General features: G+C 41.3%; 15 protein-coding genes. 8 read left to right on the top strand and 7 right to left on the bottom strand.

Annotation, left to right across the window (positions count from 1 at the left end; all coding sequences use genetic code 11):
- Positions 1-46 precede the first annotated feature (46 nt).
- Together AB4Z17_RS25655 and AB4Z17_RS25650 are read right to left on the bottom strand one after the other, a co-directional pair.
- Entirely contained in the window at positions 47-1,057 is a 1,011-nt protein-coding gene (locus AB4Z17_RS25655) for an ABC transporter substrate-binding protein (RefSeq protein WP_441962920.1), read from the bottom strand.
- Positions 1,058-1,214: 157 nt separating this feature from the next.
- Entirely contained in the window at positions 1,215-2,729 is a 1,515-nt protein-coding gene (locus tag AB4Z17_RS25650; protein WP_441962922.1) for a carboxypeptidase M32, read from the bottom strand.
- Between the two features lie 139 nt (positions 2,730-2,868).
- On the opposite strand from AB4Z17_RS25650, the gene AB4Z17_RS25645 reads away from it, so the two are divergent.
- Both AB4Z17_RS25645 and AB4Z17_RS25640 read left to right on the top strand, forming a co-directional pair.
- Positions 2,869-3,201: an iron-sulfur cluster biosynthesis family protein gene (locus tag AB4Z17_RS25645; RefSeq protein ID WP_441962918.1), complete on the top strand. Its 333-nt coding sequence runs from the start codon at positions 2,869-2,871 to the stop codon at positions 3,199-3,201.
- Entirely contained in the window at positions 3,198-3,764 is a 567-nt protein-coding gene (locus AB4Z17_RS25640) for a beta-class carbonic anhydrase (protein ID WP_441962917.1), read from the top strand. Before AB4Z17_RS25645 ends, AB4Z17_RS25640 begins: the two co-directional genes overlap by 4 nt.
- 24 nt (positions 3,765-3,788) lie before the next feature.
- On the opposite strand, the gene AB4Z17_RS25635 is transcribed toward AB4Z17_RS25640, so the two are convergent.
- Positions 3,789-4,331, bottom strand: coding sequence for a DUF309 domain-containing protein (locus AB4Z17_RS25635; RefSeq protein WP_441962915.1), 543 nt, complete (start codon positions 4,329-4,331; stop codon positions 3,789-3,791).
- Positions 4,332-4,523: 192 nt separating this feature from the next.
- On the opposite strand from AB4Z17_RS25635, the gene AB4Z17_RS25630 reads away from it, so the two are divergent.
- The 3 genes from AB4Z17_RS25630 (at position 4,524) to AB4Z17_RS25620 (ending at position 7,322) form a co-directional block, all read left to right on the top strand.
- Complete coding sequence (locus AB4Z17_RS25630; RefSeq protein WP_430058800.1) at positions 4,524-4,940, top strand: hypothetical protein; 417 nt, start codon at positions 4,524-4,526, stop codon at positions 4,938-4,940.
- Between the two features lie 2 nt (positions 4,941-4,942).
- Complete coding sequence (locus AB4Z17_RS25625; protein WP_441962913.1) at positions 4,943-5,221, top strand: YxcD family protein; 279 nt, start codon at positions 4,943-4,945, stop codon at positions 5,219-5,221.
- Between the two features lie 235 nt (positions 5,222-5,456).
- On the top strand, positions 5,457-7,322 hold the full coding sequence (locus AB4Z17_RS25620) for a glycosyl hydrolase family 18 protein (RefSeq protein ID WP_441962911.1): 1,866 nt from the start codon (positions 5,457-5,459) through the stop codon (positions 7,320-7,322).
- Between the two features lie 53 nt (positions 7,323-7,375).
- Here AB4Z17_RS25620 and AB4Z17_RS25615 read toward each other — a convergent pair whose 3' ends face one another.
- Positions 7,376-8,653, bottom strand: coding sequence for an ATP-binding protein (locus AB4Z17_RS25615; protein ID WP_441907499.1), 1,278 nt, complete (start codon positions 8,651-8,653; stop codon positions 7,376-7,378).
- Between the two features lie 253 nt (positions 8,654-8,906).
- Entirely contained in the window at positions 8,907-9,056 is a 150-nt protein-coding gene (locus tag AB4Z17_RS25610; RefSeq protein ID WP_441907498.1) for a hypothetical protein, read from the bottom strand.
- 470 nt (positions 9,057-9,526) lie between these two features.
- On the opposite strand from AB4Z17_RS25610, the gene AB4Z17_RS25605 reads away from it, so the two are divergent.
- The 3 genes from AB4Z17_RS25605 (at position 9,527) to AB4Z17_RS25595 (ending at position 12,826) form a co-directional block, all read left to right on the top strand.
- Entirely contained in the window at positions 9,527-10,300 is a 774-nt protein-coding gene (locus AB4Z17_RS25605; protein WP_441907497.1) for a DeoR/GlpR family DNA-binding transcription regulator, read from the top strand.
- Positions 10,290-11,447, top strand: a complete 1,158-nt coding sequence (nagA, locus tag AB4Z17_RS25600; protein WP_441962909.1) for an N-acetylglucosamine-6-phosphate deacetylase — start codon at positions 10,290-10,292, stop codon at positions 11,445-11,447. The genes AB4Z17_RS25605 and nagA overlap by 11 nt, the downstream gene beginning before the upstream one ends.
- Before the next feature lie 110 nt (positions 11,448-11,557).
- On the top strand, positions 11,558-12,826 hold the full coding sequence (locus AB4Z17_RS25595; protein WP_441962907.1) for an alkaline phosphatase: 1,269 nt from the start codon (positions 11,558-11,560) through the stop codon (positions 12,824-12,826).
- Between the two features lie 73 nt (positions 12,827-12,899).
- Here AB4Z17_RS25595 and AB4Z17_RS25590 read toward each other — a convergent pair whose 3' ends face one another.
- Positions 12,900-13,778 (bottom strand): AraC family transcriptional regulator, encoded by an 879-nt coding sequence (locus AB4Z17_RS25590; RefSeq protein ID WP_441962906.1) that lies wholly within the window; start codon positions 13,776-13,778, stop codon positions 12,900-12,902.
- A gap of 220 nt (positions 13,779-13,998) precedes the next feature.
- Entirely contained in the window at positions 13,999-14,712 is a 714-nt protein-coding gene (locus AB4Z17_RS25585) for a zinc-dependent alcohol dehydrogenase (RefSeq protein ID WP_441962904.1), read from the bottom strand.
- Positions 14,713-14,735 lie beyond the last annotated feature (23 nt).

The raw sequence follows: 14,735 nt of genomic DNA, 5'->3' as shown, positions 1-14,735 counted from the left end.
GCACAGGTATATCCATCATGCCTAAGCCTCCATTTCATGCCGGCAGTTATTTCACTGCTTCAATTGCTTTTTCGGCAAAGCTAGTATCTACAATTTCACTATGCTCGGTACGCTTCTGAAGTTCTCCCGCGCTCGTAATAACGTCAAGAAGGTTGTTCCATTCCCCTTCATCAATGATTGGATCTGTAGCGAACGAACCTTGTTTTTTGTAACGGTCAATGGAGCTGATAAGAATATCGCGATCCACATTTTCAAAATATGGCAGCACAACATCGGCAATTGCTTCTGCATTGTTGTCTTTAACCCAGAGCTGCGCTTTATGAACAGCGTTCGTAAACGATTGAATAGCTTTTTTGTTTTTGTTGATATAGCTTTTCTTAGCCATAAACACCGTGTAAGGAAGGTGACCGCTTTCCTCACCAAATGATGCTACCACATGCCCCTTGCCTTCCTTCTCAAAAATCGAAGCTGTCGGTTCAAATAGCTGGACATAATCGCCAGTACCCGATGCGAAGGCTGCAGGTATGTTTGCAAAATCAACGTTTTGAATCAGCTCCAAATCCGCTTTCGGATCGATGCCAAGCTTCTTCAACGCAAACTCGCCGGCCATCTGCGGCATTCCGCCTTTTCTTTGGCCAAGGAATACTTTTCCTTTTAAATTGTTCCAATCGAAGTTTGCATCAACCTCTCTAGCCACAAGGAAAGTACCATCGGTTTGAGTCAATTGGGCAAAGTTAATGATCGGATCATCCGTCCCCTGCTGATACACATAAATGGACGTTTCCGATCCAACCAATGCAACGTCGATCGCATTCGAGAGCAATGCCGTCATCGTTTTGTCACCGCCCGGCGTAGTCGTTAATTCCACATCGAGCCCTTCCTCTTTAAAGAAGCCTTTCGCGACAGCTACGTATTCTGGTGCATAAAATAATGAGCGCGTTACTTCGCCGATACGAATCTTCACATTGCCTGAATCGCCTTTCCCGCATCCAGCCAGTACACTTGTCATGACTAGCACTGCGGCGAGCAGCATCGTCAATACCATTCGTTTTTTCATTTTTGAGTCCCTTCTGCAACTATGCGTTTAATAAATGTACTTCAGCCTATGCGCTTTAGCGAAGGGCGGTGAATACATGCACAAAAAGAAGGCTGCCCATTATCGTCATTGGACGATTGGACAGCCTTCTCATCTTGTTAGTAACTTTAGCTATTTATTACAGCTTGTAGATGTCTGTATATTTTTTCGTTAAATAAGCAACCAAATGCTGTGGATCAAGCGGTTTGCCAGTAACGCTCTGGATAAGCTCAGAAGGCGTTCTCAGCTTGCCATATTTGTAAATACGCTCGCTAAGCCATTGCTTAATCGGCAGTAAATTCCCTTTCTCTACACTGCCCCAGAAACCTTGCAGATCACGCTCCATCGTATCTGCGATTTGTGCCGCATACATATTGCCAAGTGAATAGGAAGGGAAATAACCAAAAGCTCCACCTGACCAGTGAACATCTTGGAGAACGCCTTCTGCATCATTTTGCGGAATCACGCCTAAATACTCTTTGTATTTTTCATTCCAGATAGCTGGAAGATCTGCGGCTTTCGCGCCGCCATTAAATATAAGCTTCTCGATCTCATAGCGGATAATGATATGCAGATTATAAGTCAGCTCATCTGCTTCTATTCTAACTAGCGATGGCTGCACAACATTATTCCCACGATAAAATTGATCAACGCTCACATCAAGCTGACCAGGAAAACGTTGTTGTAGCTCACCGAAATAACGATTCCAGAACGGTCTGCTGCGGCCAATGACATTTTCCCAGAAGCGGGATTGCGATTCGTGAATACCCATGGAAGTTCCGGTGCAAAGCGTTGTGCCGATAAGCTCTTCCATAATATTTTGCTCATAAAGCGCATGACCGCCTTCATGAATTGTTCCGAACAAAGCGCTCGTTACATCGTCCTCCAAATATCTTGTCGTAATTCGAACATCGCCGGGATTAAGTCCTGTAGCGAATGGATGAACGCTCTCATCGAGCCTGCCTGCTTCAAAGTTGTAGCCCATTTGCTCCAATATGTATAGACTAAACGCTTTTTGAGACGATTTATCATAGTTTTGCTTCAGAAATGAAGTATCTGGCTGATGCGGCGAATTTGCGATCGCTGCTGCTAGCGGTACGAGCTGCTCGCGTAAACCGCCAAACACACGGTCAAGTTCAGCAACGGTCATGCCCGGTTCATATTGATCAAGAAGCGTATCATAACGAGTCTCTTTAGGTCCCCAAAGATCAATAAATTGATTCGTATAGGAAATGACCTTCTCCAAATAGGGCTGGAAGCTTGCATAATCATTGTTTTCCTTCGCTTCTTCCCATTTGCTCTCGGATTGCGAGGACAATACCACATATTCTTGATAGAGCTTCGATGGAATTTTGATGCTGCGATCGTACTCCTTGCGAGTTTCCGCAACTAAACGCTGATCGATTTCGCTGAGCTCTGAATATACAGAACGTTCCTCCAGTGTGGAAAGATTTTCTCCTAGTTCAGGTGATGTAGCCAGCTTAAAATGGTCGCCGGATAACACGCCAATGACTTCTGAGCGATTATCCATTCCTTTGCGCGGAGCGCCTGTGCGCAAATCCCAATACAGAACTCCGAGTGCTTCCTCATAGCTCGAAATTTTGCGAATGGTTTCTCTGAAATTTTGCAGAGCTTCCGTATGTTTTGTAGACATCATTGTTCCACCTTCCTGCTTCGTTTTTACATTGATTATGATTCATGGGATCTTTACTTGATCTTACTTATTCCAATCCTTATAATCATCTTAAACCTGCAAGACATCCAGTGCAAGAGATAGAAAGAGAGGAAACCATATGCATATCATATTTTCCAAAACAGCTACTGATCGGTTAACTCCTTATTTAAAAGAGGGGAAAAACCAATTAAAACTGCTTCATGATACAGAAGGATGCGGTTGTGTCGTTAGCGGCGTTCCTGCCCTTCAGTTGATTAGTGAGCCCACGGTGGACGACAAACTCGCACAAGGCGATCCTTTGCCCTTCTATTATGAACCTCGCCATGAAATATATTATGAACCCCAGCTGCGTGTTGATTACAATGAGGAACGAAGCAGCTTTAGTCTCAAGAGCGACAGCCAAATTTATACAGTAAACCTTCGTTTTCTAAGCGGCGGAGGTGCAGCATGAACAAAATTGATGAAATTTTACATTACAATAAAGAATTTGTTGAGAACCGGAAATATGAGGAATATTCCACGAGCAAATATCCAAATAAAAGAATGGTCATCGTTACTTGTATGGATACAAGGCTGACAGAAATGCTGCCCAAAGCTATGAATCTCAAAAACGGCGATGYCAAAATCATTAAAAACGCTGGTGCTATCGTGACGCAGCCTTTTGGCAATATTATGCGCAGTGTCCTTGTCGCCTTATATGAGCTGCAAGCCGACGAAGTATTTGTCATCGGCCATAGCAATTGCGGGATGACTGGACTCAATCCCGAACTCATTATTCAGCATATGGAAGAGCGCGGTGTTTCCAACGATACCATCACTACCTTGAAGCATTCTGGTCTAAATCTAATGCGCTGGCTAACCGGCTTTGACAACGTCAGAGACAGTGTTATAAACAGTGTAAGCATCATTCGCAATCACCCCCTGCTGCCTGCTGATATTTTAGTACATGGATTGATTATTGATTCCGAAACTGGTGAACTAGAGCTTGTAGACGCTGCAACGCCTCAATCGTAATCAAACAAAACGGGAACACAGCGGTTAATCAATCATACCGCTGCGTTCCCGTTTTTTTGCTTCATAAGCTGCAAGTCTTGCTGCTATCACATCGGATCTGTCTCTCTTTGAATGCCTGTGAATAATTGCATCATCATCTAATGGGCTCTTAGCTCCCCAAATCAATCCTCTTTGATCACACATCTGCTTGCACAATAAAACGACGTCTTCGTTTACAATTTGCAAATTAATATCTGTATAGGGAGTTTCGTCCTCTGCCTGCAAATAAGCCAATCTTGCACTTAATTGCATCTGCAAGCTCTTCTTACCTAAACCAAGCTCATCAAGCGGGGCTGCAGACAGTCTGCGATCTGCTTGCGTTAGCATTTTGACTGCTCCGCGAACATTGCCTCTGCGCTCATGATAGAGGCCAACAGCCAGCTGAATAAGTCCAACCCAAGTTTCTGCAAATCGATCACCGGGATTCTCTTTCCAGTACTCCTCCAGAAGCTCGTGACATTCGAAATAATCTCTGGATGCATGGAACTCCACTAAATAAGCAATATACGCTTTCGGAAAAGAAATCATAAAAACCTCCAAATGACTTGTTCCAATCGAATTCATCGTTTCATTAATAATAAAAATATTAGCATATGTCGCTTATACTTTCATACATTTAAACCAATCCTATAGAAATAAATGAAACCATCATGTCTATTAGCCGTATATTATCTATGTTTGTAAAGAATGTATTAAAGATATCAGGAGGAGAAAACACAGATGAAAAAGGGATTCATGGTCATGCTGGCACTCACACTATTCATCACACTAGGTTTCGGACAGTATGCCGATGCAAAACCACGAGGCGGAATGAAATCTCCGAAACAAAGCGTTACGCAAAACCCTAAGAAATCGGATAACGTTAATCAATCGAACCCAGGCAAGAAAGCTGGAGCAACTACTGGCGCTACAAAACCTGGATTTTTTAGCGGCGGCAGCTTGATGAAAGGCCTAATGATTGGCGGTTTGGCAGGCTTGATGTTCGGCGGTTTGTTCGCGGGCATGGGCGCATTCGGTAATATTCTTGGTCTAATGATCAATTTAATGGCTATTTTCGCCATCATCATGCTAATACGTGTAGCATTCGTATATCTGCGCAGCAAGCGTAACCCGCCAGATCAACGGAGACCCTACTAATCGTGCGCATCTATACAGATGAGATTATAAACGCTATCTGCCTTCATATGTCTGAACGAYGGGGAGTTAACCCTACCGATGTGGAAGTGCAGCTCTCATGGGAAGAAGAGTATGGGTATACGGCCGAGGTTTGGGTGAAGGGCCGCAGCCAGTACATCATTGAAGCGAATATCCTCGAGGCAATCGAGCAATATATGTTCACACAATATAATCGGCGCGTTTTCCGCTCCAACATTACGCTCGATGCGGATGAAGATTTTTGGGCAGACATTTCCGATTAGCATAAAAGAAGCATCCAATAGCTGGCATTATCTTACGGATAAGCAGCTAGCGGATGCTTTTTTTTTTGCTAAAAAATGCTCTACCAATAATTACTAGAGAAATAATAATAGATTCCCAGCAACATCCTCGTACTCCCTGCGTCTAATCATTAGACTAGAGAGGAGTGTATATGACAAATCTATGAGAAAAAAAATGAGTACAGCGCTGCTTTTGCTTTTCTTTTGCCAAACAATCATGACAGCAACGGCAGGCATTGCAGATGCTGCAGCAAATCAAATGACAAAATTTCGTGTTTATCAAAATGACCAAATGCTCCGTGAGTTCACTACGGAGGGCCAAGCGATTTCCTATGCCGGGAAATTCGGTTACAGTCATGTCGAGAAAATTGCCGATCGTGCTTGGGTATGGGATAACTTCCCTCGTTACAAGGTTTATCAGAACGGTCAAACTCTCCCGAAATGGGAGTTTAGCACTTATAATCAGGCATTATCTGTTGCTAAAAACTTAACAAACGTACATATCCGTGATCTTGAAAACATTGGCTGGAGTTATCAATCCTACGACAAGTTCAAGCTTTATCAAGGCGACAACACTCGTGACAATTGGTCCTTCCTAACACTCGCTGCCGCTAAGCAGGAAGCCAAAAAATGGGGAAATGCCCATGTAATCGATTTAACAACGAACAAATGGGTTTGGGGAAACCAGACAGCTGCACAAACTAAAGCGCAGCGCGCTGCTGCACCCGTCTATCAAATCACTGTGGATAGGGCACCTGTAGAAGAATTGCCGCTTTACTCCTACCTTCTCGATGCTATGAATGCCTCTTACTCCATTTCTGGCAGTCAGGTATTAAATACAGCAACGAGTAAGATCGTTCATTCGAATGTACCCGCTTATTTAGTAAAACAAAATGGTGCCGTGGTCGGCTCTTCTATTAGCTTAGATGGAGCTGTACAGCTTGCGAAAAAAACACCAAATGCAGAGGTTACCTTTAATGAGAAAGTATATTGGTCCGGTATTCCTTATTTAGCCGTTTATCAAGGCGACAAGAAATTAAGAGCCTTTAATACAAAGACCGGTGCAATTGCGTATGCGAAGGGATTTGCGAACAGCAATGTTCAAACGAGCGAAGGCCGTAAAATTTTCAGCAATACCAAAAGCCTAGTTTATATGGGATGGAATGGCAGCGCTACAAGCGCAACGATTATCAGCCATGTCGCTAATACGCAAGGATTGTCGATTGACTCCCCTACTTGGTTTGAGCTCTCCGCTGCGGATGGCTCAATGATCGACACTTCAGATCAAATAGTCGTAGACACTTTCAAAGAACAAGGAATTAAGGTAATGCCGCTCGTTCACAATCAATTTAATAAAAAAATGACGACGGAATTTTTAAAGAACAATACCKCCCAGCAAGCATTCATTAATACGCTTGTAGCGAAGCTTACTCAGCTCGGTGTTGCAGGCATCAATCTTGATTTTGAAGAGGTCGCTGGAACGGATCGGGCTGCCTATACCGCCTTTGTTACAGCACTTGCTAAAGCTGTGCATGACAAAGGTATGCAAATTTCTATCGATTTGCCACGCGGCAGCTTAAGCTGGAATGATAGAACCGCTTACGACCATACCGCTCTTTCGGCGGTCGTAGATACAATTATCATTATGGCTTATGATGAGCATTGGAAAGGAAGCGAGGTGCCTGGTTCTGTTGCTGGCCTCAACTGGGTTGAAGAAGGCGTTAAGCAATTTTTGAGCTATGGCATTCCGCGTAACAAGCTTATGCTAGGCATTCCTTTTTACGTACGTGAATGGAAGCTTGACAGCACGAATAAGCTAGTCAGCAACCGTGCCATCTTTATGAAGGAAATTCCTAAGCTTATTGCAGATACGAATGCTCAAGGTGAGATGGATCCGGAATCTGGACAGATGAAATACAAGTATACCAAAGACGGCTTCACCTATTTATTCTGGGCTGAAACCGAAAACACGGTCAAAGCTCGTATCGATATAGCCAAAACTTACGATTTGGCTGGCGTTGCAGCATGGCGCCTTGGTTATGAAAGCTCTGATTTGTGGACGATGATGCTTCGCAATAAATAACATGAAAAGCCCCATTCTCCTATTGAGAATGGGGCTTTTTTTCATTTAAAGACTTATTTCAATTGATCTACGGCAGGGAATTTCAGCAATACCTTTGTCCCCATTCCGAGCTCGCTTTGAAAAGCAATTTTACCTTTTAATGCTTCGACAATCCGAAAGGTTACCAAAATGCCTAAGCCTGTCCCCGTTTCCTTTGTCGTAAAAAAAACGGTACCTAATTGCTCTAATTCCTCTCTGGATATGCCCTTGCCAGTATCAATAATCTCTATACAAATTTCCTCTTTGTAATAATAAGCATTGACAGTCACTTCGCCTTTATCTGGGATCGCTTCTACCCCATTTTTAATTAGATTTAATATCACTTGAGTCAGTTTCGGTTTGTCTGCCCTTATATAAAGATCCGTTTGATTACAGTTTAAGTGGATTTGCACATTTTGAATTAACCCATAGGAATTCATAATTTCCAATGTATGTACTAGAAATTCAGAAATCTCGATTACTTCCAGCTGATCGGCTTGCGGCTTAGCAAGATTCAAATAATCTGAAATAATATACTCTGCTCTATCCAATTCAGATAAAGCAATATTCAAGTAATCCTTTTTTTTGTCATCGACAGATTCCTTCAACAGCTGCAAAAATCCTTTCACTACCGTCAGAGGATTTCGCACCTCGTGAGCAACGGAAGCAGCAATTTGACTTACGATCTTCAATTTTTCACTACGCTCCAGCTCATTTTTCAAGTATGCCGTTTCGATAAAATGCTCTTTCAGTAATATAGAAACACCCATTCCAATAAAGGATGCTGCAGCTAAAATCGAAATGATAAAAAAACAGTCTGAATGAATCTCGTTTGTGTAAGAGTTAATCTCGAGATAGACAAAAAAAGATAAAATAAACACAATAACGGAATTAATCGATAAGTTCATACAAATCAGCATGCGTCTGGTAGCTTGTTTTTTACGCAACGACTTTAAAAAGAAGAAACACGGCCCCACACTTAGCAACAATGTTGCTGTAGAAAGGAAAACATCATCTCCTCCCATACACAAGCAGTATATGATGGCAGCAGCAAGGGCAATAATGCCAGGTACAATGTACTCGTAGCCATAAATAATCAGAACAATTAAAGGAATGCTTCTTAAATCGCCATGAAAGTTGCCCATCACATAAATAGGATAGGCCATACAAAGGATAGAGGATGCTCCAAACACAAATCCATTAAGAACCTGATATGAAATTCTATTAATTAATTTATTTCGAGAATAAAAAAATTGTTGGATAAAGATCGGAAAACATATGATAATTAGATGAATTAATAATTGATTTATCATATCTAGATATCAATTCCCTCTCCTTTTGCTATATTTTCAACATTCTTTTGAACGATCTTATCACCAGTATAATAGCATAAATAATAGAAAATAATCATGAAATTTTTGGAAGATATCAGTAAAAATGAAAAACCCATGTCATAAGACATGAGCTAGTATAAGATATTGGGAACCTAAGCTTGCGTTCTCTGCTTTTTGCTTTTTTTGCTGCCATGAAAAGTAACTATATATTCCTTAGATTTTTATATATACATTATTGAGGATTAAGTAAATCTACATAGGCTTTGTATCCAATAATTACTGCAATCAGTGAACCAATAAAGAAAAAGACGGATCCGCCTAACGTGAATAATCTTCCAAAAAGTGTAATTTTCGCCTCATCTATCTGTTCTTTATTACTCATTTATTTCACTCCTTGTGGACGTATACCCCATTATATACAATCTTTAAAAATAGGTTCTAATCTCTACAAAAATGACCTCAGACAATACTTAGCTGACGTATCAGATTTGACAATGTCCTCATTGCTCGCAATTCCGTTCAGGAAATTGCATAAGCCGAAAAGATATCCCAAAGGCCCTACCGTTACTCGAAATGCCTTGAATGAAAGCGTTAAAAATGGGCTTTTACGATGATTATATTGGCCATAATGCCATACATCGATACTTTGGCTGCTCCATCAGATCTAAAAGTCTGTTCCAGCGCAAAATTAGTGATTACATCTGGAGCTTATTCCAATCCGCTCGTCCGATAAATTACTTCAATTTACTTATAATATACTTCTAATTACTTAAACAATACTTTCATTTACTTAAAAAATACGATAAACTTACTTACAAGGAGGTGTTCATCATCTATCAAGAGCAGAGATTATTGAAAATACTCGAATATTTAAAAGAACATCAAACGATGAGTGTCATGGATATTTGCACCCATCTCGGTGTATCAAGGGATACAGCTCGAAGAGATATCGTTAAATTAGTGCAAGAAGGTGTAGTCAATCGAACACATGGTGGAGTAGCCTCTCCTCAATTACAGAAGGAGCTTGCTTCTTATCAGGAACGGCTAATTGATGAGACAGATAGCAAAATCAATATTGGATTGGTGGCAGCAAAGCTCATTCATGATCATGAGACGGTCATATTAGACGTTTCTACAACGGTGCAGGCAGTGGCCGAACAAATCTCCGCGAATAATATTACAGCTATTACTCAGTCCATAGACATCGTAAGAATTCTCTCTGATCGAGATGATCTGCAGGTATATGTACTCGGAGGTTATTTACACGTAAAGAACCGCTTGCTGTATGGTCCCTCCGTTATTGAAAAGCTTCGTGAAATGAGAGCTGATAAGGTGTTTATTGGCGCCGCGGCAATTCAATCAGATGGGCTCTACTACCCGTTTGAAGAGGATGCTCATATCAAAAAAGAGATGGCACGCAGATCAGACCAGGTTATCGCTGTAGCTGATTTTACTAAGTTTAAAAACAAGTCGGTTTATCGTTTAGATTTTGACTATATTGATATTTTAATTACTGATCAAGAAGTGCCTAGCGAAATAGAAGAAATACTTGATCAGAAAAATATAACAGTTATTTGCTCTGTGATGAACAACAAACTCGAGGAGGAAAATAAAGATGAATTATAAAATCGTGCATAACGTTCAAATCGTTCAACCTGATGTTGTTTTGCCAGCTAGTACCGTCTGGATTAGAAATGGAATCATCGAAAAAATAGAAAATAATCATATTCCCCTTTCGCCTCTTCCAGAGAAGGAATATGAGCTTATAGATGGGAACGGGCAATGGTTAATCCCCGGTATGATCGATGTTCATATACATGGAGCTAACGGGTACGATATGATGGATGGAAGCGAAGCGAGTATTCAAGAGGTTTCTCGTGCATGTGCTGCAACGGGCTGCACCTCGTTTCTTGCTACATCAGTAAGCTCAACAATGGATGAATTATTAGCTATGATTCGTAGTGTTAAACGAGTCGTTGGGCTTGAGGTCGGCGCCAAAATTGCTGGACTTCATTTAGAGGGACCTTATCTGAATCCGAAGCGTAAAGGGATGCAAAATGAAAAGTATTTACGTCATCCGGATCTTGGTGAGATGAAGCGAATTTTCGAAGAAGCAGATGGACTTATTAAAATGGTAACGATTGCCCCAGAATTACCCGGTGGGATGGAACTCCTCTCTTATTTGAAAGAAATGGGAGTTATCATTGCTGTCGCACATTCTGATGCAACGTATGAGGAAGCTAAGTTAGCATTTGATGCTGGCGCTAGCCATGTTACACATTGCTTTAATGGCATGCGGCCGATTCATCATCGAGATCCAGGGCTCGTCGCTGCTGCTTTTGAAGCAGATCATGTGAGTATTCAAGCCATTGTCGATGGCGTCCACCTCCACCCTGCTATTGTTCGTTTAATGCATCGCATTAAAGGACCCGAAAACATGGTACTGATCACTGATGCATTACAAGCTATGGGTTTAGGAGATGGCAGCTATCTCTTTGGCGGCCATCAAGTAACAGTAACCAATGGCGTTGCACAGCTAGCGGATGGAACCTTAGCCTCTAGCGTAGTCACAATGAATGAAGCACTCCGCTTCACGACCGAAACCGGAATTTCCTTGCTGGACGCTATTCAAATGGCCTCAACAACTCCTGCACGAATATTAGGTATGGATCATAAGACAGGTACAATCAAAACAGGATTAGATGCCGATCTTGTTTTGTTGAATGAACATTTCCAAGTAGAATGGACCATGATTAAAGGTAATGTTATCTGAATATGCGGAGAACGAGAAACAATCTTTTACAATAACAAGAAATGAAGAAAACACTCTCTTAATGTAATTACTCTACTATAAAATAGTAAACTTACTTTAGGAGGGAATTTATGAAATTTGTTAAAAAGAACGGAATTAAGGCCGCGATTGTAGGTACAGCAGCTACTGCCCTTCTGATTACGAGCATTATCAGTACACAATCGCCTAATCAAGTTGAAGCAGCTACTACAAAAACGAAAAATGTCATTTTGTTTATTGGTGATGGGATGGGAATGGCTCAACGTGATGCTATCCGCCTTGCTACCGTCGGCTTAAAAGGCAACCTCGCTATGGATTCAATGCCTTACGTAGGTTTGCTGCACACGAGCTCTACTGTTCCTGTAACCGATTCAGCTGCATCAGCTACGGCATATGCCAGCGGTGTGAAAACATACAATGGTGCAATTGGAATGGATGCCAATAAAGTAAAAGTAAAAACGATAATGGAATACGCCAAGGAATCTGGAAAATCAACTGGAATAGTAACTACAAGTCAAGTAACTGACGCTACGGGAGCTGCTTTCGGCGCACATGTAGATGATCGTTCTAAACAAAGTGAGATCGCTTTGCAGCTATTGACACAAAGCAAAGTTGACGTCATTCTCGGTGGAGGCGAAGATTTCTGGTACCCAGCTGGAGAGCCTGGTAAATTCCCAGATGAGCCGAGCGAAGACCCTTCTGAAAAAAGCAAAGGAACACAAGGAAATCTTGTAAATAAAGCAAAACAATTAGGGTACAGTTACGTTTCAAGCAAAACAGAAATGCAAAAAGTGAAAAAAGGCAAGCTGCTTGGTCTGTTCGCTAATGAAGAAATGTTCCAACAAAAGCCTGAAGGCGAAGGCGATATTTATAACCCCGTTGTTTCTCTAGCAGAGATGACTAAAAAAGCGATAGATACACTCGCTACAAATAATAAAGGCTTTTTCCTAATGGTTGAGGAAGAAGGAACGGATGAGTTTGYTCACCAAAACAATGCCAAAATGACAATCAAAGCCGGTCAAGAATTGGATAAATCCGTTCAGGTCGCCAAAGATTTTGCCAAGAAAAACCCGAATACACTTGTCCTCGTATTAGCCGATCATGAAACTGGCGGTTTCTCCATCGAAGAAGTAAATGCCGATGATGAGTCCGGCGACGGAATTTCCAAAGAAGATGGTCCTTTCGCCGTTGCTAACAGCAAATTTAACTTTGTTGTGGATTGGACAACATCAGGCCATACTGCCGTAGATATTCCGATTACAGCTATGGGTCCAAATGCTGAGTTGTTTACAGGAATCTACGAAAATACAGATGTATTTCATAAACTCATGCAAGCTTTAGGACTTAAAATTAAAAAATAACAACAAATTGTCTTCCCATAACAATTGAATACAGCACAAAGCAGAAATGCCGCCAGTGATCTGGCGGCATTTCTCACAATTGTATGACTTTAGTCTGTGCACCCGCGAAGCCGCTGGGTGTTAAGCCTACAGCAGCTTTAAATGAACGACTAAATAAATAAATGCTGGAGTAACCAACATTTTCAGAAATTTCTGTCACGGTATACTTCCCTTCCATGATCAGTAATTTTGCATGCTCAATTCTAATATGCGTTACATATTTATGAAGGGATATCCCAAGCTGCTGCTTAAACAAATGAGACAAATGATTCGTAGACACCCCGACATATTTACTTATAGAAACATTATTTAAACAAGGATCTTGATAACTGTCATGGATATAATGGATTGCTCTTTCAATGAATGCCCAGCCTTTAGTCCATTTCCCTTCATTGCGATCCGTTTGATTTTTAAAAAATAAATATAACAGCTCCAAGCAGATTGATTTAGTTAATAAAAAATGTCCAGCTCTTTTCTCCTGAAAATGTTTGTGAAGCTGCAAAAACTTCTTTTTCAGCTCTATCCTGTCTGCCAACTGTATGTGTGAAATGGGAATAATGGATGTTAACTGCGTTTCCTTATCCACAATGTAAGTATTATGAATTTTGGAAGCTGTTGTGAAATCCAATAAACTTCTTTCCTCATCATAATATAGATCAAAATGAAAAATATATTGAATTAATGGTTGATCAGAGATCGATCGAATAATGTGAGGCATAAAAGGATGCATCAACAGCACATCGCCTTCTTGAGCAACATATTTAACACCACTCAAGAAAAACTCAGCTTCACCTTGTTCGATATAGGTAAATACGTGATCATGATCCATCCATTCACCGGCTAAGGATGAAGTCGTCATCACTCTCACCGCCCTTACGAAAGGCGATATGCTGTTCATCCAAGACTCATCCATATTTCCCTCACCCCTGCTATCGTAACGCGTCTATTCATCCTCCTCCCATTATAAATGAAGCATATTAAAATTACTCATAATTAAATCTGTTAATCCGCTAGAATAGATCATTCAGCTGTTATCCGTTTAAGACCAGTCAAACAATACACCATTATACTGATCTTTATTGACTCTTAGTCCCTCATACGCTTCTTTTGCTTGCTCCGGCTTAATCACATGACTAATTAATGGCCAAGAAAATGATTTCACCAAGCTTAGCAATCCACTTCAGACTGTCAACTCCGACAGCAGGTACGCCAGTTGCCTCAATATGTGTGGATACACCAGCACCCTTGGTTAACATTGATATCCGTTGCTTTGTATCTTCTACTCCACCATCAATCGTGTAATCCACGCTGCATGCCTCGGCAGTCCGAATTCTTTCTTTCGATAAATCGACCCCAATAACCGTAGCTCCCTGAAGCCGAGCCAGCTGAGCAGCCAAATTACCGACTAATCCAAGCCCAGTCACACTTACAAAGTCACCAATTTCAATTTCAGAAACACGTACCGATGTGAAGGCGACCGTAGCCATACGGGTAAATGGCACCCATTTTAAATCCAGATTTTCAGGAACTTGAATACATAGCTCATTCGTGTTAACAACTTGATATTTGCTATGTTGTCCATAATGAAACACGATATCGCCTGGCTGCAAATCTTTAACGCCCTCACCTGTCTCCATTACTTTGCTTACGCTTGCATATCCCGGACATAGCGGAAGCTTAGCCCATTCTTCTTTACCTGTTAACATTGCTAGTTCAGTTCCTGGGCTAATGAGGGAATATATCAATTGTACAACTATTTCATTTTCATTTAATTTTTTTAGAGTGTAATTCTCTTTAACCGTCTCAACTTGTAAGGGGCTCACGAACATGACTTTTGTATTTTCCATCGAAATCACTCCTCTGTAAATGC

It is taken from the genome of Paenibacillus sp. TAF43_2 (genome assembly GCF_052113545.1).
In the GTDB taxonomy this organism is placed as follows: Bacteria; Bacillota; Bacilli; order Paenibacillales; family Paenibacillaceae; genus Pristimantibacillus.
Note: the sequence above shows the minus strand (reverse complement) of the source record. Positions and strands in the feature narration are given on the sequence as shown.